At 64.5% G+C, this 19,321-nt stretch carries 22 protein-coding genes and 1 pseudogene; 14 read left to right on the forward strand and 9 right to left on the reverse strand.

The window, feature by feature from the left end:
* Positions 1-243: 243 nt before the first annotated feature.
* The 5 genes and pseudogenes from ccmA (at position 244) to FJ946_RS09335 (ending at position 2,599) form a co-directional block, all read left to right on the forward strand.
* Entirely contained in the window at positions 244-852 is a 609-nt protein-coding gene (gene ccmA / locus FJ946_RS09320; RefSeq protein ID WP_140563915.1) for a heme ABC exporter ATP-binding protein CcmA, read from the forward strand.
* A 196-nt stretch (positions 853-1,048) separates the two neighbouring features.
* Entirely contained in the window at positions 1,049-1,714 is a 666-nt protein-coding gene (gene ccmB / locus FJ946_RS09325) for a heme exporter protein CcmB (protein ID WP_140492261.1), read from the forward strand.
* Positions 1,701-1,850: a hypothetical protein gene (locus FJ946_RS30735; protein ID WP_181167271.1), complete on the forward strand. Its 150-nt coding sequence runs from the start codon at positions 1,701-1,703 to the stop codon at positions 1,848-1,850. The genes ccmB and FJ946_RS30735 overlap by 14 nt, the downstream gene beginning before the upstream one ends.
* Positions 1,847-1,966: pseudogene (gene ccmD, locus FJ946_RS31435) on the forward strand (heme exporter protein CcmD); the annotation flags it as partial. The gene FJ946_RS30735 and the pseudogene ccmD, both read left to right, overlap by 4 nt.
* Positions 1,967-2,017: 51 nt before the next feature.
* Positions 2,018-2,599 carry a DsbE family thiol:disulfide interchange protein gene (locus FJ946_RS09335; RefSeq protein WP_140492460.1) on the forward strand — a complete coding sequence of 194 codons (582 nt, stop codon included), beginning with the start codon at positions 2,018-2,020 and terminating at the stop codon, positions 2,597-2,599.
* 14 nt (positions 2,600-2,613) lie between these two features.
* Here the strand turns inward: FJ946_RS09335 and ppa are convergent, their stop codons facing one another.
* The 5 genes from ppa to FJ946_RS09360 form a co-directional block, all read right to left on the reverse strand.
* Complete coding sequence (gene ppa, locus FJ946_RS09340) at positions 2,614-3,147, reverse strand: inorganic diphosphatase (protein ID WP_140492463.1); 534 nt, start codon at positions 3,145-3,147, stop codon at positions 2,614-2,616.
* A gap of 190 nt (positions 3,148-3,337) precedes the next feature.
* Positions 3,338-3,844, reverse strand: a complete 507-nt coding sequence (locus tag FJ946_RS09345; protein ID WP_140563916.1) for a GNAT family N-acetyltransferase — start codon at positions 3,842-3,844, stop codon at positions 3,338-3,340.
* 116 nt (positions 3,845-3,960) lie between these two features.
* The gene (locus FJ946_RS09350) at positions 3,961-4,599 is read right to left on the reverse strand and encodes a TPM domain-containing protein (RefSeq protein ID WP_140492470.1); all 639 of its coding nucleotides are present in this window, start codon (positions 4,597-4,599) and stop codon (positions 3,961-3,963) included.
* An 8-nt stretch (positions 4,600-4,607) separates the two neighbouring features.
* Positions 4,608-5,417 carry a YgcG family protein gene (locus tag FJ946_RS09355; RefSeq protein WP_181165206.1) on the reverse strand — a complete coding sequence of 270 codons (810 nt, stop codon included), beginning with the start codon at positions 5,415-5,417 and terminating at the stop codon, positions 4,608-4,610.
* 51 nt (positions 5,418-5,468) lie between these two features.
* Positions 5,469-6,104 carry a LemA family protein gene (locus FJ946_RS09360; RefSeq protein WP_140514006.1) on the reverse strand — a complete coding sequence of 212 codons (636 nt, stop codon included), beginning with the start codon at positions 6,102-6,104 and terminating at the stop codon, positions 5,469-5,471.
* Between the two features lie 162 nt (positions 6,105-6,266).
* On the opposite strand from FJ946_RS09360, the gene FJ946_RS09365 reads away from it, so the two are divergent.
* From FJ946_RS09365 to FJ946_RS09390, 6 genes are all read left to right on the forward strand, one after another.
* Positions 6,267-6,518: a hypothetical protein gene (locus FJ946_RS09365; protein ID WP_140492477.1), complete on the forward strand. Its 252-nt coding sequence runs from the start codon at positions 6,267-6,269 to the stop codon at positions 6,516-6,518.
* A 7-nt stretch (positions 6,519-6,525) separates the two neighbouring features.
* Complete coding sequence (gene pdxY / locus FJ946_RS09370; RefSeq protein ID WP_140563917.1) at positions 6,526-7,410, forward strand: pyridoxal kinase PdxY; 885 nt, start codon at positions 6,526-6,528, stop codon at positions 7,408-7,410.
* Complete coding sequence (locus tag FJ946_RS09375; protein WP_140563918.1) at positions 7,407-8,174, forward strand: DUF429 domain-containing protein; 768 nt, start codon at positions 7,407-7,409, stop codon at positions 8,172-8,174. Before pdxY ends, FJ946_RS09375 begins: the two co-directional genes overlap by 4 nt.
* A 138-nt stretch (positions 8,175-8,312) precedes the next feature.
* A complete protein-coding gene (locus tag FJ946_RS09380; protein WP_140492485.1) occupies positions 8,313-8,957 on the forward strand; it encodes a carbonic anhydrase in 645 nt (214 codons plus the stop codon).
* Positions 8,958-8,977: 20 nt separating this feature from the next.
* Positions 8,978-9,388: a nuclear transport factor 2 family protein gene (locus FJ946_RS09385; RefSeq protein ID WP_181165207.1), complete on the forward strand. Its 411-nt coding sequence runs from the start codon at positions 8,978-8,980 to the stop codon at positions 9,386-9,388.
* Between the two features lie 85 nt (positions 9,389-9,473).
* A complete protein-coding gene (locus FJ946_RS09390) occupies positions 9,474-11,528 on the forward strand; it encodes a M3 family metallopeptidase (RefSeq protein ID WP_140563920.1) in 2,055 nt (684 codons plus the stop codon).
* A gap of 110 nt (positions 11,529-11,638) precedes the next feature.
* Here the strand turns inward: FJ946_RS09390 and FJ946_RS09395 are convergent, their stop codons facing one another.
* The 4 genes from FJ946_RS09395 to FJ946_RS09410 form a co-directional block, all read right to left on the reverse strand.
* Positions 11,639-13,165 (reverse strand): M81 family metallopeptidase, encoded by a 1,527-nt coding sequence (locus tag FJ946_RS09395; RefSeq protein ID WP_140563921.1) that lies wholly within the window; start codon positions 13,163-13,165, stop codon positions 11,639-11,641.
* 78 nt (positions 13,166-13,243) lie between these two features.
* Positions 13,244-14,068: a carbohydrate ABC transporter permease gene (locus FJ946_RS09400; protein WP_140554800.1), complete on the reverse strand. Its 825-nt coding sequence runs from the start codon at positions 14,066-14,068 to the stop codon at positions 13,244-13,246.
* A complete protein-coding gene (locus FJ946_RS09405; RefSeq protein WP_140554801.1) occupies positions 14,065-14,934 on the reverse strand; it encodes a sugar ABC transporter permease in 870 nt (289 codons plus the stop codon). The genes FJ946_RS09400 and FJ946_RS09405 overlap by 4 nt, the downstream gene beginning before the upstream one ends.
* 126 nt (positions 14,935-15,060) lie before the next feature.
* A complete protein-coding gene (locus tag FJ946_RS09410) occupies positions 15,061-16,293 on the reverse strand; it encodes a sugar ABC transporter substrate-binding protein (protein WP_140554802.1) in 1,233 nt (410 codons plus the stop codon).
* Positions 16,294-16,573: 280 nt separating this feature from the next.
* Between FJ946_RS09410 and FJ946_RS09415 the strand changes: the two genes are divergently transcribed.
* From FJ946_RS09415 to FJ946_RS09425, 3 genes are read left to right on the forward strand one after another with little or no spacing between them, the layout of a single operon-like run.
* The gene (locus FJ946_RS09415; protein ID WP_140563922.1) at positions 16,574-17,344 is read left to right on the forward strand and encodes an SDR family oxidoreductase; all 771 of its coding nucleotides are present in this window, start codon (positions 16,574-16,576) and stop codon (positions 17,342-17,344) included.
* Positions 17,345-17,346: 2 nt separating this feature from the next.
* On the forward strand, positions 17,347-18,414 hold the full coding sequence (ugpC, locus tag FJ946_RS09420) for a sn-glycerol-3-phosphate ABC transporter ATP-binding protein UgpC (protein ID WP_140563923.1): 1,068 nt from the start codon (positions 17,347-17,349) through the stop codon (positions 18,412-18,414).
* 24 nt (positions 18,415-18,438) lie between these two features.
* Positions 18,439-19,320 carry a MurR/RpiR family transcriptional regulator gene (locus FJ946_RS09425; protein WP_140492512.1) on the forward strand — a complete coding sequence of 294 codons (882 nt, stop codon included), beginning with the start codon at positions 18,439-18,441 and terminating at the stop codon, positions 19,318-19,320.
* Position 19,321 lies beyond the last annotated feature (1 nt).

Raw genomic sequence — 19,321 nt, forward strand, 5'->3', positions numbered from 1 at the left:
CGCCGATGGCATGCAATCACGCGCAAAGGTGCGGGTACGGCCATTTCCGCTGTCCGCTCCCAAGCAACCCGAGCCGTTCAAGGCGGCGCGTGCGCTGGTTCGGCGCTAGTTCTGTTCCCGCGCCGACCGCTGGCACGGATGCACCGCATATAGAGAATTTTCTGGAATAGTTCTAGACAGTTAAAAAGCAAATTTGTGCGATGCGGCAGGGGCCGAGGCGGATTGTTTCAGGGCGGGCGAGGGATGCGGCTTATCGCCGAAAATCTGGGCGGCGAACGCGGCGGCGAGACGGTGTTTTCGGGCATTGGGTTTGAGCTCGATCAAGGCCAGGCGCTTGTCGTCACCGGGCCGAACGGATCAGGCAAATCGACCTTGCTCAGGATCGTCGCCGGACTGCTGCCGAAGGCTGAAGGCAATTTGCTGATCGAGGGCGGCGGCGATGAATTTCCGTCGATCGCTTCGGCCTGCCACTATCTCGGCCATCAGAACGCAATGAAAACGGCGCTCAGCGTGACGGAAAACCTGCGCTTCTGGCGCGACTTCAACGGCGGTGGATCCTTCGGCGTCGAGGAGGCGCTGGAGACGGTCGGACTGGGCGGCATCGGCCATCTGCCGTTCGGCTATCTCTCGACCGGGCAAAGACGACGCGCGGCGATCGCGAAACTGCTGGTCAGCCACCGACCGATCTGGCTGCTCGACGAGCCGACGGCGGGTCTGGACAAGGATTCGGAGGCGCGATTCGCGGGATTGATGAGGGGGCATTGTTCCGAGGGCGGGATGATCGTCGCGGCAACGCATCTGCCGCTCGGGATCGAGGGAGCGCAGACGTTGAGGATGGGGCAGGCCTTTTGATGACGGCACTCTACGGCGCCCCCCTCTGTCCTGCCGGACATCTCCCCCTCGAGGGGGGAGATCGGCTGCCAGCTTGGCTTTCGCCAATTACAACGGTTGAAAGATTGGCGCGCCACCGAAGCTGCCAATCTCCCCCCTCGAGGGGGAGATGTCCGGCAGGACAGAGGGGGGCGCTCAAGCGCGAGTATCTCATATCATGCTAGCCCTCCTCCTCCGCGATATCCGCCTTTCGATTCGGGCCGGCGGCGGGGCGCTGACGGGCGTGATCTTCTTCCTCGCCGTGATCGCCACCATTCCCTTCGGCGTCGGGCCGGACCTGAGACTGCTAGCCCGCATCGGCCCGGCGATCCTGTGGATCGGAGCACTGCTCTCTTGCTTGCTCGGCCTCGACCGGTTGTTCCAGGCCGACCGCGAGGACGGCTCGCTCGATCTCCTGGTGCTTGGCAACGACCGCCACATGCTGGCGCTGACGGTGCTCACCAAATGCCTGGCCCATTGGGCGGGCAGCGTGCTGCCGCTGGTGGTCGCCGCGCCCCTGCTCGGCCTGTTCATGAACATGGAGCCGGTCGCCATCGGCGCCACGGCGCTTACGCTGCTGGTCGGCACGCCGGCGATCACTTTCATCGGCGCCGTCGGCGCGGCGGTGGCGGTGGCGCTGCCGCGCGGCGGACTCCTGATCTCGGTGCTGGTGCTGCCGCTGACCATCCCGGTGCTGATCTTCGGGGTTTCGGCGAGTTACGGCGCGACGGCCAATCCCGATCCGTTCCTGCAGCCTTTCCTCATTCTTGCCGCGCTGACGTTGTTTCTTGCCGTGCTCGGACCGCTGGCGGCGGCGCTGGCGCTGCGCCATGGCACGGATTGAGGCGGCCACGACCGGCAGGGGCTGCGGCGCGGCGGCCAATTGCGCGGTCACCGGCGCGGGGCTAAGGGAAGGCATGATCGAGCACGGCGGAAGGATCGAATTGGCGGGCGGCATGCCGACGAGGCAGCCGGCATGAGCCCGCATGCGCTCTACGTCACCGCCGCCTATGCCGTCACGGCGATTGCGCTGGCCGGGCTGATCGGGTGGATCCTGCTCGATCAACGGGCCCGCAAGCGCGAACTGGCCGAACTCGAGGCGGCGGGCGTGCGCCGACGCTCCGACAAGGGCGGGGGAGCGCGTGTCATGAGCACGGATATGCCAACGCCGGCGCCGGCCCGGCGCCGCCTGTTCGTGCTGTTGCCGCTGCTGGTCTTCCTCGGGCTGGCGGGGCTGTTCCTGGCGCAGCTCCTGTCGGGGCGCGACACTTCGGAGGTGCCGTCGGCGCTGATCGGCCTGCCGGCGCCGCCGACCAACCTGCCCCCGCTGGACGGCACGAACCTGCCGGGACTCGATTCGAAATCGTTTGCCGGCAAGGTGACGCTGGTCAACGTCTTCGCCTCATGGTGCGCGCCTTGCCGCGAAGAGCACCCGGTGCTTTTGGGGCTGGCGCAGGACAGGCGCTTCACCATGGCGGCGCTGAACTACAAGGACCGGCCGGAAAACGCCCGCCGATTCCTCGGCGATCTCGGCAATCCGTTCCAGGCGATCGGCGTCGACGAGGCCGGCCGCACGGCGATCGACTGGGGCGTCTATGGCGTGCCGGAAACCTTCGTCATCGGCAAGGACGGCAAAATAGCCTACAAGCATGTCGGCCCGCTGACGGCCGAGACGGCTCGGACGCTGCTGTTGCCGCAGATCGAGAAGGCGCTGGCCGCGCCGAACTGAGGCGACTTGCCGGCCTACTTGCTTGCCTTGGCCCGCTCGATCGCGTCGACGATCATCTTCTTGGCGTATTTGGAATCGTGCCAGCCCTCGATCTTGACCCATTTGCCGGGTTCGAGATCCTTGTAGTGCTCGAAGAAGTGCTGCACCTGATCGCGGGTGATCTCGGGCAGCTGCGTGTATTCGGTGACGTTCTCGTAACGCAACGTCAGCTTCGGCGACGGCACGGCGATGACCTTCTCGTCCTGGCCGGCATTGTCTTCCATGATCAGCACGCCGATCGGCCGCACATTGATGACGCAGCCGGGCACCAGCGCGCGCGTGTTGCAGACCAGCACGTCGATCGGATCGCCGTCGCCAGACAGCGTGTGCGGAACGAAGCCGTAATTGCCGGGATAGCGCATCGAGGTGTGCAGGAAACGGTCGACGAACAGCGTGCCGGCCTCCTTGTCCATCTCGTATTTGATCGGCTCGCCGCCGATCGGCACCTCGATGATGACGTTGACGTCCTCGGGCGGATTCTTTCCGGTGGCGATGGCTTCAATACGCATGACTTATCCCTCTCTCGATTGGCAGACCGATAGCGGGCGGCGCAAAATGGTGCAATGCGGCGAATGGTGCTCAAGAACGCCCAGCAAGACGCAATGGCATTCAATGCGTTCAATCATTAGCAGAAGATGTTTCAGTGTCGTGATTGCGTAGGTTGCGCTTCGCGCCGCTTACGCGATCGTTCCTCGCCGGTCATTCCCAGACGAAAGCAACCTTCTTCAGCGCCTTCTGCTCGAATATCTCGACGCCTTCGGCGATATCGCGGCCGCCGACGCCGGAATAGAAGGCGAGCGCGTTCTGATTGTCTTCCAGCGCCCACACCACCGTGCCCTTCAATCCGTGGTCGGCAAGCCGCGCCCGTGCCGCCTTGAAAAGCCGGCTGCCGAGCCCGATGCCCTGATATTCCGGCCGCAGGTACAATTCATAGATCTCGCCCTGCTGCTTGAGTTCGCGGGCCCGGTTCTTGCCGATCGTGGCGTAGCCGGCAACCGTGCCGCCGATCTCGATCACCAGGACGGTAGCGGCGCGGCGGATGGCATTGGCCCACCAGTCGGCGCCGCGACGGTTGATCATCGATGTCAGGGTGCGGTGCGGGATGATGCCGCTATAGGCGCCGCGCCAGGCCTGCAAATGCACGTCGGCGATCGCCGCGGCGTCGCGCGATTCGGCTTTGCGGATATCGATGCTCAGCGTATTCATGATTTGTTAACCATAAACCCGCATCGCTCGAATGCAAGAGTCCGGGCAGTCCGGAGGACGCTTTCTCACAGGCCGTCATCGCCTGCGCGATGCGCGTTCGAGGCTGTCGGTGGAGCTCAAATCTCGACCAGATGATCGTCGAGTTCGTTGGTGTCGCCCGACGTCACCGGGAAGTGCTCGGCGAGCACCGCTCCAACCGATTGGATCGCCTTGACGAAGCCGTCGGCAAGCCGGTCGTCGCCGGCATGTGCGGTAAGCTCGCGCACCACATCGTCCCAGACATGCTGGCCGACCTTGGCGTCGATGCCTGAATCGGCGACCACCTCGGCGTAGCGCTCGGTGACCGACACGAACACCAGCGCTCCGGTACGCGCGGTGGTGCGGTGGACGTTGCGGGCCAGGAACTGCTTCAGTGCGTTGTCATGCGCGGTCTGATAGCGCAGCCGTCTCGGCACCATATGGATGCGCAGCCCCGGAAAGGCCCATAACAGCAAAAGAAAGCAGGCCAGCGCCAGAAGCTGGGCAATGACGAAGTGCGGCAGACGGATGGTTAGCCACCAGGCCTCGAGCCCATAGGCGACGGCGAGGCTGACCAGCAGCGTGGCGAGAGCCGCCACGAAGGCAGCCGGAAAGAAGTAGTTGCCGCTGGCATGCGCCACCACGCAGTAGATTTCGCCGTCGGTCCTTGATTCGGCGGCGCGGATCGCCCCGGCGATGCGCTCATGGTCCTGCGGGCTGATCGGTCGTATCGCCATGATCCCTCTCACCAGCTTCCCGAAGAGCCGCCGCCGCCGGAAGAGCCCCCACCGCCGGAGAAACCACCGCCGCTACCGCCCGAGGACCAGCCGCCGCCGCCCGACCAGCCGCCGCCACCTGACGACCAGCCGCCACCCGACGATCGCCGGCTCGGCTCGAACGTCATGCCGAGCCAGCGGTAACGGCCGGGACCGATCTTCTGGCCGAAGATCGGCGGCAACACCGAGGCCGCTATGCTGCCGAAGAAGATGAGCGCCCAGATGCCGATGAAGATGGCGAAGAACAAATCGTCGGAATTGAACGGCGCCTGCTGGTTGCGCTTGCCGCGTGCTTCCAGCTCCTCGGGATTGCCGTTGAGCACCATGATCATGTCGTCGACGGCCTTGGTGATGCCGCCGGAGAAATCGCCGGCACGGAAGGCCGGCACCATGTCGTTTTCGATGATCAGCTTGGTGTGCAGGTCGGTCAGCGTGCCTTCCAGCCCGTAGCCGACCTCGATGCGCATCTTGCGGTCGTTCGGCGCGACCAGAAGCAGCACGCCGTTGTTCTCCTTCGCCTGGCCGAGTTTCCAGAACCGGTACAGCCGGTTGGCATAGGGCTCGATCTCCTCGCCGCCGAGACTGGGAATGGTGGCGACGACGATCTGATCGGAGCCCTTCGTCTCGAAATCGGCAAGCTTCTGCGTCAGTGCCGCCCTGGTCGCCGCATCGATGATGCCTGCATTGTCGACGACACGGCCGGTCAGCGCCGGGAGCTCGGCGGCGAGGGCCGCAAATGGCACCACGAGAACGAGGAGCAGGACAGCGACGCGATACATGGCGCGTCGTCCCTCATTGGCGAGCAGGATCACCACGTCGGAATCCGGCAATCATCCGCCCTGTTTCGTGCCGAAATCGACCTTCGGCGTCTGCAACTTGTCCTCCTCGACCGTGAAATTGGCGAAGGGCTCGTTGCCGCGGAACCAGAACGTCGCCCACAGCACCGAGGGGAAGGTCCGCAGCGTCAGATTGTAGTCCCTGACCGCCTGGATGTAGTCACGCCGCGCCACCGCGATGCGGTTCTCGGTGCCTTCGAGCTGCGCCTGCAGCGCCAGGAAGTTCTGGTTGGCCTTCAGGTCCGGGTATGCCTCCGACACAGCGAGCAGCCGCGATAGCGCGCTGGTCAGCCCTGCCTGGGCGTCCTGAAACCTCTTGAGGGCTTCGGGATCCTTCAACGTTTCTGGCGTTACCGTGACCTGCGTCGCCTTGGCGCGCGCCTCGACCACCGCGTCAAGCGTGTCCTTTTCGTGCGAGGCGTAGCCCTTGACCGTCTCGACCAGGTTGGGGATGAGGTCGGCGCGGCGTTGATACTGGTTCAGCACCTCGCTCCACGCCGCCTTGGCGTTCTCCTCCGCCGTCGGGATGGTGTTGTAGCCGCAGCCGGCAAGCAGCGGCAGCATGACGGCCATCACCAGCAAGGCGGGCAGCGTGCGGAATGTCGGGAAAGCAAGGCGCTGGGCAAACATGATCGGTCCCCTCGGTAGAAGTTGCATGCGAAGCATTACCACAATCGGCGCGCAAGAAAACGACCTCGGCGCAGACGGTTACCGATGGGGTTACGGTCGGTCGCAAGGCGCTGTAATTGACGGAGCGAACGCGGTAAGGTCGCCACGAAACAGGACAGCATCATGGTGCAGCGCCAGGACAGCGACACCGAATCGCGCCGCATCCTCGAGCGCGTCGCGCGCGAAACCGATCCGGCCGCCACTTCGCTCGCGGCGCGGACCGCGAAGGCCGTTCGCGACCACGTCGCGGCGGCCGATGCCGACCGCGCGGATCCGATCGAAGTCTGGGGCACGCGCATTGGCAGGATAATTGGGCTGCTGCTGGCGCTGGGCCTGATGGTCTGGCTCGTGCTTTTCCTCACCCGAGGCAGTTAGGATTCCAATGAGCACCGAGCAAGCCGACGCGCCGCGCGCGGTCATCGTCATTTCCAGCCATGTCGCACGCGGCTCGGTCGGCAATCGCGCCGCCGTCTTTGCGCTGGAATCGCTGGGTTTCCCGGTATGGGCAGTGCCGACAATCATCCTGCCCTGGCATCCCGGCCATGGGCGCGCGACCCGCATCGTGCCGCCGCTCGATCAGTTCAAGGCATTGATGGCCGATCTGGAGCGCGCGCCGTGGCTGGGCGAGGTCGGGGCGGTGCTGTCGGGCTATCTCGGCGAGGCCGGCCAGGCCGAAGCCGTCGCCTCGCTGGTCGCCGCGGTCAAGGCGAGGACGCCCGACGCCGTCTATATCTGCGATCCGGTAATGGGCGATTCGGGCGGGCTCTATGTGCCGGAGCCGACGGCGATCGCCATGCGCGACCGGCTGATGCCGATCGCCGACATTGCTACCCCTAACCGCTATGAGATGGAATGGATGGCCGGCGTGCCGTTGCCCGACCTGAAGTCGGTGATGGCCGCGGCGCTCCATGCGGGGCCTTCAACCATGCTGGTCACCTCGGCGCCGTCGATGATTTCAGGCGGCACCGGGAATCTTCTGCTCGACGGCAGCCAGGCGCTGCTCGCCGAGCACCGCGTCATCGACAAGCCGCCGAACGGTTTGGGCGACCTGACAGCGGCGGTCTACCTGGCGCGCATCCTCTCCGGCCAGCCGGCGATCAAGGCGCTGCAATCGACGACGGCGGCGGTCTACGAGATCCTGGCGCGCACGGCCAAACGCGGCGGCGACGAATTGCAGCTCGAAACCGATGCGCAGAGCCTGTCGCACCCGATGGCGATGGTGCAGCTTCGCCATCTCACGCATCCGGGGCGGGACCGCCGCGCGTGACATCGGCACGGGTGCTGGTCGGCGCGGACGGCTGCAAGGCCGGCTGGGTCGCCGTTCGGAGCGCTCCGAACGCGGCGCCTTCGGTCGAGGTCTTCGCCAGCTTCGCCGCGCTGCTGTCGGCGGTTCCCGACGACGCGATCGTCGCCGTCGACATGCCGATCGGCCTGCCTGAATTTTCGAGCAAGGGCGGGCGCGGGCCGGAGGCGCAGGTCAGGCGGCTGCTCGGGCCGCGCCAATCCAGCGTCTTCTCGATCCCCTCTCGTGCGGCACTCTACGCCGATACCGCCGAGTTCACTTCGATCGAAGCCTGGTACGCCGCGCACCGCCGGGCGAGCGACGTGGCCAGGACGACATCCGATCCGCCGCGCGGCGTTTCGATCCAGGCATTCGGCATCTTTGGCAAAATACGCGAGATCGATACGTTGCTGATCTCGCGGCCCGAACTGCGTGGCCGCGTCTTCGAATCGCATCCGGAAGTGGCTTTCTGTCGGCTCAACGGCGGGCAGGCCATGCTGCTGCCGAAGAAGGTCAAGGGCAGCATCAATCCGGCCGGCATGGCGGAACGCAAGGCGCTGCTTAGCCGGCACGGCTATGCCATAGACTTCCTCGATCAGGCGCCGCCGCGCGGTGCGGCCGCCGACGATTTCCTCGATGCGGCGGCGATGATGCTGATCGCCGGCCGCATCGCCGCCTGCACGGCACGGCCGTTTCCCGACCCGCCACTTACCGACGGCTTTGGCATACCGGTCGCCATCTGGGCGTGACAACATTGCCCTGCTTTGCGCCTGACGCAGGGCATTTCTCACCAACCCCACAATTCTGCATTGCTCGCGACGGGCTTTTACCGCTAGAGCGTTTTCTCGACCGCAACGAGCTGCCGCCTCCAACCCGGAAAGCCGCCCATGCCTCACCTTCCCGACCACCTTCTTGCCGGCTACCGCAATTTCATGAACGGTCGCTATCTCACCGAGAGCGGCCGCTATCGCGAGCTCGCCCGGGAGGGGCAAGCGCCGGAAACCATGATCGTCGCGTGCTGCGATTCCCGCTCGGCTCCCGAGGCGATCTTCGACGCAGGGCCCGGCGAACTCTTCGTGCTGCGCAATGTCGGCAATCTGGTGCCGCCTTACGAGCCGGACGGCGAGTTCCACTCGACCTCGGCCGCGCTCGAATTCGCGGTGCAGAGCCTCAAGGTCAAGAACATCGTTGTCATGGGCCATGGCCGCTGCGGCGGTATCCGTGCCGCGCTCGACGCCAATTCCGCGCCACTGTCGCCGGGCGATTTCATCGGCAAATGGATGAGCCTGATCGCGCCGGCCGCCGAGACCGTGTCGGCCAGCACCTTCATGACTGCGACGGAGCGCCAGACGGCGCTGGAGCGCATCTCGATCCGCTATTCCCTCGCCAATCTCAGGACCTTTCCCTGCGTCTCGATCCTTGAGGGCAAGGGGCGGCTGTCGCTGCACGGTGCCTGGTTCGACATTTCGACCGGCGAGCTCTGGGTGATGAACAAGGAAACCGGCGATTTCGAGCGCCCGGTGCTGGAGTGACCGAAACGGCACGCCAGGCAATGAACATCCGGCCGGTCATGTTCACCGTCGCCGCACTGCTGATGGCGATCATGGCCGCCCGCGCCGATGACGGCGCCATCATCAGCCGGTGGTATTCGGCCCTGCTGGTCGCCGACCGCACCGAACTTTCCGACCTGCTCGCCGACAATGTGCGCATCGAACTCGACGACCTCGGCATCGTGCAGGGAAAGCAGGAGTTCATCGCCTCGCTCGACGAATGGAAAGGTGCGGTTGCTGGTGCCGCGATCCGACACCGGATCGAGAAGAACGAAGGCGGCGTCACCACGGTGATCGCCTGCTACGACTTCCCCGACAACGACATGCTGATGCATGAGACCTTCGCTATAGCGGGCGACCGCATCACGGCCAGCACGCAGAAAGCGCTTGCGGAAAGCTGCGAAGCCTACTGACCGGCAGCGCTGTTGCGCGCGCCGGACGAGCGCCCTACATCGGTGATTTCAGCCCCTCCCGACCTGCCAGCCCGAAAGACAATCCATGCCCGCCACGAAAGCCGTCGACCTCGCCGCCCATCCGCTGACCACGTGGCAAGGGCCACTCGGCCTGCCCGATTTCGCCCGATTTGGCGACGACGAGTTCGCACCCGTCTTCGACGCGGCGCTGAAGGCGCATGAGGCCGAGATCGAGGCCATCGCCGCGAACGAGGATACGCCGACCATCGAGAACACGCTTCAAGCCCTGGAGCTCGCCGGCGAAGCGCTCGACCATGTCTCGTCGATCTTCTGGTGCCGCGCCGGGGCCCACACCAACGAAGATATCCAGACGCTGGAGCGCGACATCTCGCCAAGGATGTCGAGGCATTTCTCGGCGATCTCGATGAATGAAAGGCTCTTTGCCCGCATCGACGACCTTTACCGGCGGCGCGAGACGCTCAAGCTCGATGCCGAGACGCTGCGGGTGCTGGAAAAGACCTGGAAGGGTTTTGTCCGCTCGGGCGCGAAACTCGATGCGGATGGCAAGAAGCGGCTGGCAGGGATCAACGAGGAGCTGTCGTCGCTCGGCACCAGCTTCGGCCAGAACGTGCTTGCCGACGAACGCGACTGGGCGCTGTTCCTCGACGAGGCCGACCTGGCCGGCCTGCCGGATTTCGTGAAGAGCTCGATGGCCGAAGCCGCCGAGATGCGCGGCCAGAAAGGCCGCTACGCCGTCACCTTGTCGCGCTCGATCTACGAGCCGTTCTCGACCTTCTCGGAGCGCCGCGACTTGCGAGAGATCGCCTTCCGCGCCTTCACCATGCGCGGCCAGAATGGCGGCGCGACCGACAATACGGCCGTGGTGCGCGACATGCTGAAGCTGCGCGCCGAGAAGGCGAAGCTGCTCGGCTACGGCTCCTTCGCGGCGCTGAAGCTCGACGACACCATGGCCAAGACGCCCAAGGCGGTGCACGACCTGCTCGATCCCGTCTGGGAAAAGGCGTTGGAAAAGGCCGCCGCCGACCAAAAGGAGCTGGAACGGCTGGCGGCGGAAGCCGGCAGCAACGAAAAATTCGCCGCCTGGGATTGGCGTTTCTACCAGGAGAAGCTGCGCGCGGAGAAATTCGCCTTCGACGAGGCGGAATTGAAGCCCTATCTCCAGCTCGACCGGATCATCGATGCCTGTTTCGACGTCGCGACAAGACTGTTCGGCATCACCTTCGAAGAGAGGAAAGGCATTGCCGCCTGGCATCCGGACGCGCGTGTGTTCGTGGTGAAGAATGCCGATGGCAGCGAGCGCGGCCTGTTCCTGGCCGACTATTTCGCGCGGCCGTCGAAACGCTCCGGGGCCTGGATGAGCGCACTGAAATCAGGCTACCGCCTGGGCCCCGGCGCGAGCCCGATCATCTACAACATCATGAATTTCGCCAAGCCGCCCGTGGGCGAGCCGGCGCTGCTGTCGGTGGACGAGGCGAAGACCTTGTTCCATGAATTCGGCCATGCCCTGCACGGCATGCTGACCGACGTCACCTGGCCTTCGGTGTCGGGCACTTCCGTCAGCCGCGATTTCGTCGAACTGCCCTCGCAGCTCTACGAACACTGGCTGACCGTGCCGGCGGTGCTGGAAAAGCACGCTTTGCATGTCAAGACCGGCCTGCCGATGCCGAAGGCGCTGCTCGACAAGATGCTGGCGGCGCGCACCTTCGGGGCTGGCTTTGCCACGGTGGAATTCACCGCCTCCGCGCTGATCGACATGGCCTACCACGCGCGGCCGGACGCCCCCCAGGAGCCGCTTCGTTTCGAAGCCGAAACGCTCGAAAAACTCGACATGCCCGACACCATCGCCATGCGCCACCGCACGCCGCATTTCGGCCATGTCTTTGCCGGCGAGGGCTATTCGGCCGGCTACTATTCCTACATGTGGTCGGAAGTACTCGACGCCGACGCCTTCGCCGCTTTCGAGGAGACGGGCGACCCCTTCAATCCCGCGCTGGCCGAGCGGCTGAGAAAGAACATCTATGCCGCCGGCGGCTCGAAGGATCCGGAAGAACTCTACACCGCGTTTCGCGGCAAGATGCCGTCGCCGGAAGCCATGATGGTGAAGCGGGGGCTGGTGTAGAGCGAGCCTTCCCTTCTCCCCTTGTGGGAGAAGGTGGATCGGCGCGCAGCGCCGAGACGGTTGAGGGGTGCTCCAGCGGAGTGAGGCGTGGGTGTTCCCTGGAACGCCCCTCATCCGTCGCCTTCGGCGACACCTTCTCCCACAAGGGGAGAAGGGGGAGCCTTGTCCTTCCACGGATCCGCCACCCTCGGCCAGATCGCCCGCTTCAGTTTCCTGTAATCCGTCACCGCCGGATTGCTGGGGTACGCGCTCGGCGCCGAGAGATAGATGATCTCGGCGGCGATCGGTTCGAAGCCGGCGTAGAAATGGTTGGTCGATTTGATCAGCAGCATGTCCTTGGCCAGCGGATCGACGCCGATGTTGGAAAAAATGTCCGGCTCGAAGGTCTGCGTGCGGTTGGTGTTGAGGATGATGTCGACCTCGGTGCCCTCGATGCGGATCAACGCGGCGGGCCCGAGCGTCACCCGGCTCGGCCCGAAGCTCTGCCAACCTTCGGCGAGAACTTTCAGCACCATGACGCGGGCGTCGATCGGCTCGCCGGCCTGGGGACCGGCCTTGCCGCCGAAACGCAGGTCGATGACGGCGCCCTCGCCCGCGGCCCGGCAGAAGGTCACGGCGACCGGATCCCAGATCGTCGCCACGCCGACATTGTCGATGCCGCGGGCCAAAAGCTCCCGCAGCACGATGGTGCCGTCACCCGGCACGCCGCCGCCCGGATTGTCCCAGATGTCGGCGATGACCACCGGCCTGCCGCGCTTTTCAGCGTGCACCACCAGCGCCCGATCGATGCCATCGCCGGCGCTCAGCATCGTCATCGCCGTCTTTTCGCGCATCGCGTAGAGCTCGCGTCCCAGCGTTTCGGCCAGCGCGTCGCCCTTGGCCTTGTCATTGTCGGTGACAACGAGGATACGCGTGCCCATTTCGGGCACATCCGCCGCCATGAAGCCATGGATGACCGAGACCGACAGCACGCCGTCCCTGCCGTGCAGCGCCTTGATACGGTCGACGAAGGAGCGCATCGGTTCGCGGCTGGTCGGCAGCACCTGGATCATGCGGCAGTCGAAGGTCGAGATGACGGGCTTGATCTCGCCACGCGCCGCGGCAAGGCCGAGCTCGACGACATGCTCGCCGCGCTCGTAGAAGTCGGTGTGCGGGAATTCGAGGAAATAGGCCATGATATCAGATGCCGCCACGCGCTTGGGCGTGAGATGACTGTGCGGATCGAACTCGCAAGCGATCACCACGCCAGGCCCGACGATCTCGCGCACCCGTTCGAGCAGGTCGCCCTCGCAGTCGTCATAGCCCTGCGCCACCATGGCGCCATGCAGGCCGAGAATGACGGCCTCGACCGGCAGCGCTGCTCGGAGCTGGCCCAGAATCTCGTCGCGCAGCGCCTCGTAGGTCTGCCGCTGCACCAGCCCGCCGGGCTCGGCCCAGGTGGCGGTGCCCTCGATGACGGTCAATCCCTCTGCGGCCGCGCGCCGGCGCAGCACGACGATCGGCGAGGAGCACAGCGTCGGCGTCTCCGGATGCTTGCCCGGCCCGGCATAGAAGGCCATCTCGAACGATGCCCTGTCGGTCGGCACCGGCGAGAAGGTGTTGGTTTCCGTCGCCAGCGAGGCGGTGAAGATGCGCATGAAAGCTCCGTGGACAGGTTACTCTTCGCTCTCGCAATTCCGGACTGAAAAACCGCCATATACTTTCTCATGGAATTGCTATTTGACGGCTCCGAGCGCCAGCCCCCGCACGAGGTAGCGCTGCAGCCAGATGAACAGGATCGCCACCGGCAGCGTCGCCAGCAGCGTGGCGGCCATGACGTGGTGCCATTCGATGGTGTAGCGCCCGGCGACCAGCGAGAACACCTGGATCGGCAGCGTGTAGCTCTCCTGGCTGCGCAGCATGGTGAGCGCCACGACGAATTCGTTCCAGGCGTTGATGAAGGTGAAGATGGCGGTGACGGCAATGGCCGGCAGGCAGAGCGGCAGGAACACTTTGCGCAGCGTCAGCCAGCGGCCGGCGCCTTCCATCCAGGCCGCCTCCTCGAGATCGCGCGGTATGGTGTCGAAATAACTCTGCAGCATCCACACGGTGAAGGCGACGTTGAAGGCCATGTAGATGAAGCCGAGCGCGGTCGTCGATTCGACCAGCCCCCAGGCGGCCATCAACCGGAACAGGCCCAGCACCAGCACGATCGGCGAGATCATCTGCGAGATCAGCAGGAACTGGCGGAAGGCGCCATAGCCGGCAAAACGAAAGCGCGACATGGCATAGGCCGCCGGCACCGAGATCAGGATGGCGCCGACGGTGGCGATCACCGAGACATAGAGCGAATTGGCGAGCGCCCGGCCGAAGCCGGTCGCCACCCACATGTCGGCAAAATTCGACCAGCGGAATTCGCTCGGCCACCAGGTCGGCGACAGCACCTCCTGCCGCGGCTTGACCGCGGTCAGGAACATCACCGCGAAGGGGAAGACCGTCACCACGATCAAAGGCGCCAGCAGCAGCCAGGCGATGACGGTACGTTTCAGCTTGCTCCTCATACGCGCTGCTCCCGCATGGCGAGGCGCACATAGATCATGGTGAAGACCAGCAATATGGCGAACATCACCAGCGACACGGCGGAAGCCTCCCCCAGTTTGCCGATGCGGAAGGCAAGCTTGTAGAGGTGAGTGACCAGGATGTCGGTCGAGTTGGCCGGCCCGCCCTGCGTCATTACCCAGATGATCGGGAAGGAATTGAAGACGTAGATGGTGTTGAGCACGATGGCGATGTTGATGAACGGTTTCAGGAGCGGAAAGGTGATTTCGCGGAACTGCTGTGCCGGCGTCGCTCCTTCGAGCGCGGCGGCCTCGTAGAGATCGTCCGGAATCGAAGACAGGCCGCCAAGGAAGATCGTCGTGGTGAACGGCACCGTCACCAATATGCCGATCAGCACCTGCATCGGGAACGCCGTCTCGGCGCTGGCCAGCCATTGGACATTGTGATCGATCAGGCCGAGGCCGAGCAGCGCCGAATTCAGCATGCCGCTTTCGCCGCTCAGCGCCCAGCGCCAGACCACCGCCGTCATGGTCAGCGACACCGCCCAGGGCAGCATGATGATGACGCGGGCAAGGCCGCGGCCGTAAAAATCGGTGTTGAGGATGATGGCGACCGGGATCGACAGAAGCAGCGCGCCGCCAACCACCAGAACGGTCCATATCCCCGTGCGCCACAGTGCGGCGACGAAATCGGGATCGGCGGTGAGGGCGGCGAAATTGGCAAGACCGCTGAATTCGCGCAGCTGGCCGAAACGGTTGACGTCATGCGTGGCGATCTGGATCAGGTCCCAGACCGGCCAGAAGATCACGATTGCCGCCAGGAACAGGCTGGGCAAGGTCAGCAGATAAGGCAGGAAACGATTTTGCATCGGCTGGCCTGTAACCTCGGCGCACGGGATCGGAAGGTTCTGCTTATGCGGATTTCGGATCGGGAGACCAAAGATGTGGCGCGCCCCGCCTGAGTGGGGCGCGCCACGGGCGCAGGGAGATACGCCCTATTTCTTCAGCACGGCGTTGGCCTTCGCCGCCGCATCCTTCAAACCCGCCTCCGGGTCGCCGCCGAGGTATATCTTCTGGATCGCATCCGACGTGATCTGGGCGATCTCCTCCCAGCCCGGAATGACCGGCGCGAAGCGCGCATCGGGCAACAGCGCGGTGAAGGCGGCGAGGTCGGCATTGTTGACGTAATAGTCCATCTTGGCCTCTTCCTTGTTCACCGGCAGGAAGCCTTCGCCTTGCGTGAACTTGGCGCGCTGCTCCGTGGTGAACAGGAAGTCGAGCAGCTTCCAGGCCTCGTCCTTGTTCTTGGAGTTCTTGAACATGATGATGGAATCGGTGACGCCGTAGGTGCCGCGCGCGCCCGTCGGGCCGGCGGGTATAGCCGCCACGCCGTATTTGAGGCTCGGCGCCTCGTCCTTGATCTGGTTGGACAGGAAGGGTGCGGTGATCATCATGCCGACCTTGCCCTGCTTGAACAGGTTCTGAACGTCCTCACGGTTGTTGGAGGTGACGCCGGGCTCCGTCAGGCCCTCGTCGATCATCGACTTGTAGAGCTTGGCGGCTTCGAGCGCGCCAGGCGTGCTCAAGCCCGATGTGCCGTCCTTGTTGAGGATCTCGGTGCCGTATGACCACATCGCATAATAATAATAAACGTCGGTCTCGATCTCCTTGCCCTGCAGGCCGAAGCCGAATGTGCCGGACCCCAGCGCCTTGATCTTGCGGGCGTCCTCCTGCAGCTCGGTCCAATTGGCCGGCGGCTTGGCGATGCCTGCTTTCTCGAACAGTTCCTTGTTGTAATACATGGCGCGCGCCGAAGCTGCGATCGGCAGGCCGTAGGTCTTGCCGTCCATGATCGAAGGCGACAGGAACGTGTCGATGAAACGGCCCTTGAAGTCTGGCGTGATGTAGCTGTCGAGCGGCTCGGCGACGTCCTGCTGCACGAAGTCGATCAGCCAGCGCGTGCCGATGATCGAGAGATCCGCATTGGTGCCGGCGGTGATGTCGGTGGTCAGCTTCTGCAAGAGCACATCCCACGGCACCACTTCGAACTTGACCGTGATGCCGGGGTTCTTTGCCTCGAACTCCTTCTTGACCTCCTCGAAGTAGGGGCCGGTCTTGGCGCTGTATTCGGCGACCGTGACGCGCACCTCGCCGGCTTGCGCCTGTGCCGCGAAGGCCAGCATGCTCATTCCGGCCATCAAGCCGACAGTCCATTTCGCAATGCTCATCCGATCTCTCCCATTTTGTTCCGCGCTTTTGCGCTCCTCACGCCGATGTTGGCGCAGGATTATGTGACTTTCCTACATTATCGAGGATCTGGCCGCACGCAAGCAGATTATCGTGTTGCTTAATTACATTCCATTCACTAGCCTGCCGACATCTGCCTAGAGCAGTTCACCGTTTCATGGAAACGGAGAACCACTCTAACTCTTTGTTTTGACGCAATTCCGGACCGAAAACCGTATACACTTTCCTGGAATTGCTCGAACTGCCGGAGGAGCAAGCGCCGTGGTTTCGAAAGCCGAGTTCGAAGGCCGCACTGTCGTTGTCACGGGCGCCGGCGGTGGCCTCGGCTCGGCGATCGTCGCGTTGCTGGCCGGAAGAGGCGCGCGGGTGGTCGGTTGCGATCAATCGGAGGAGGCGTTGGCAAGCCCGCACCTCGCCTCGCGCCATGTCTTCAACCTTCTCGACCGGGTTTCGGTCGAGGCAGCCGTCGCGGCCGTGCTCGACAAGGACGGCGTGCCCGACATCCTGATCAACAATGCCGGCTGGACGCGCGCGGAGACGCTCGGCGCATTGACGGCCGACAGGATAGAGCAGGAACTCGACCTCAACCTGACCGGCGTGATGACTTTTGCCGACCCGCTGGTGAAGGCGATGGCGGCGCGCGGTTCGGGCAGCGTCGTCTTCATTTCTTCCGTCAACGCCATCGCCCATTTCGGCAATCCTGCCTATGCCGCCGCCAAGGCCGGCATCAACGCCTATGCCAAGGCGATCGCCGTCGAGCTCGGCCGCAGCGGCGTTCGCGCCAATGTCGTCTGTCCGGGATCGATCCGTACCGCCGCCTGGGATCATCGCCTGGCCAAGAACCCCGACATTCTCGGCAAGCTCCAACGGCTCTATCCGCTCGGCCGCATCGTCAATGCCTCGGAGGTGGCGGAAGCCGTGGCGTTTCTTGCCTCCGACCGGGCGTCCGGCGTAACGGGCGTGGTGATGCCGGTGGATGCCGGCCTGACCGCCGGCTGCCTGCCGTTCATCGACGACATATTGGGAGCGTGACCATGACCGACGTCCAGTTCCGCGATCTTTCGAAATCCTTCGGCCAGCACAGCATCCTCGAGAACATCGACCTCGACATCGAGAGCGGCGAATTCGTCGTGCTGGTCGGCCCGTCCGGGTGCGGCAAGTCGACCTTGCTGCGCATGCTGGCCGGACTGGAAACGATAAGCTCGGGCGATCTCGTCATTGGCGGCGTGCGCGCCAACGACCTGCCGCCACAGCAGCGCAACATCGCCATGGTCTTCCAGTCGTATGCGCTGTTTCCGCACCTCAAGGCCTCCGACAATATCGGCTTTGGGCCAAAAATCCGCGGCGAGAACCGCGCCGCGGTCGAGGACAAGGTCAAGAAGGCATCCAGCGTCCTCAATCTGTTCTCCTATCTCGACCGTTACCCCCGGCAATTGTCGGGCGGTCAGCGCCAGCGCGTCGCCATGGGCCGCGCCATCGTGCGCGAGCCCTCGGTCTTCCTGTTCGACGAACCGCTGTCCAACCTCGACGCGCAATTGCGGGTGCAGATGCGCACCGAGATCAAGGCGCTGCACCAGAGACTGAGATCGACGGTCGTCTATGTCACCCACGATCAGATCGAGGCCATGACCATGGCCGACCGCATCGTGGTGATGGATCGCGGCCGGATCCAGCAGGTCGGGCCGCCACTGGAGCTCTATGACCGGCCATCCAACAAGTTCGTTGCCGGCTTTCTCGGCTCGCCCTCGATGAGTTTCGTTTCCGGGTCCCTCAAGACGACGGCCACGAACAGCTGGTTCGAATCGACTGGCGGCGGAAGGCTTGCGCTTGCCGGCAAAGAGGTGCCGACAGGCGGCGCGGTGGAGGCCGGCATCCGGCCCGAACATTTTGTCATCGGCGAAGCTGCCGACGCCATGACCATCAAGGTGGACGTCGTCGAGCCGACGGGCTCCGAAACCCATGTCTACGGCGCCATTGGCAGCGATACGGTGCGCGTCGTCTTCCGCGACCGGATGCAGGTGAAGCCGGGCGACCGCCTGCCGGTCTCGGTCGAGCCGCGCAACGTCCATCTTTTCGACAAGGCGACGGGCCTGCCTCTATGAAAGCACAAGCGTGAAGACACCGGCATGAAGACACCGGCCGACATCATCACCCGGTTGCAGCTGATGTCGCAGGACGGCACCAAGTCGGATCGCCGGTTGGCGGGCCTGGTCCTGTCCGATCTCGATTTCGCCTCCAAGGCGGCGATCTCGGAGATCGCCGCGCGCGTCGGTGTCAGCGAGCCGACGGTGACCCGCTTCTGCCGCAATCTCGGCTGCGAAGGCCTGCGCGACTTCAAGTTCTACTTGGCGCAGGCGATCGCCATCGGCGGCCAGTATCTGTCGCCGGAGCCGCTGAGCCGCGACGCCCGCGAGCAGCGCATCGCATCGGCCATCACCGAGGCGGCGATATCGGCCATCCAGCGCGCCAGCGAAAACCTCGACATGACGACGCTGGTCGATGTCGCCGCGCGCATTGCCACGTCAGGCAACGTGCTGTGCGTCGGCTCCGGCGGCATTTCCTCGATGATGGCGACCGAAATGCAGAACCGGCTGTTCAGGCTGGGCCTGCCGGTGCTGGCGCAGATCGACGGGCAATTGCAGCGCATGTACGCCGCCGTGGCCACGCCCGACACCACGCTGGTCGCCTTCTCGGTTTCCGGCTATGCACGGTCGGTCATCGAGGCGGTGCAGGTCGCGCAGCAATATGGCGCCACAACGGTCGCCGTCACCGCGCCGGACTCGGCATTGGCCAGGGCCGCCGACACCGTCATCCATTTGCAGCCGCTCGAGGACGGCAACATCTACAAGCCGACATCGTCGCGCTATGCGCTGCTGGCGATCGTCGACATGATCGTCACGTCGGTGGCCGAGACGCGCGGCCCGAAGGTGCTGGAGAATTTGCGCCGCATCAAGCAGAGCGTGAACACGCTGAAGGTCGACGATCCGCGTTTGCCGCTGGGCGATTGAA

Origin of the sequence: Mesorhizobium sp. B2-4-7, from assembly GCF_006442685.1 — a bacterium.
GTDB lineage: Bacteria > Pseudomonadota > Alphaproteobacteria > Rhizobiales > Rhizobiaceae > Mesorhizobium.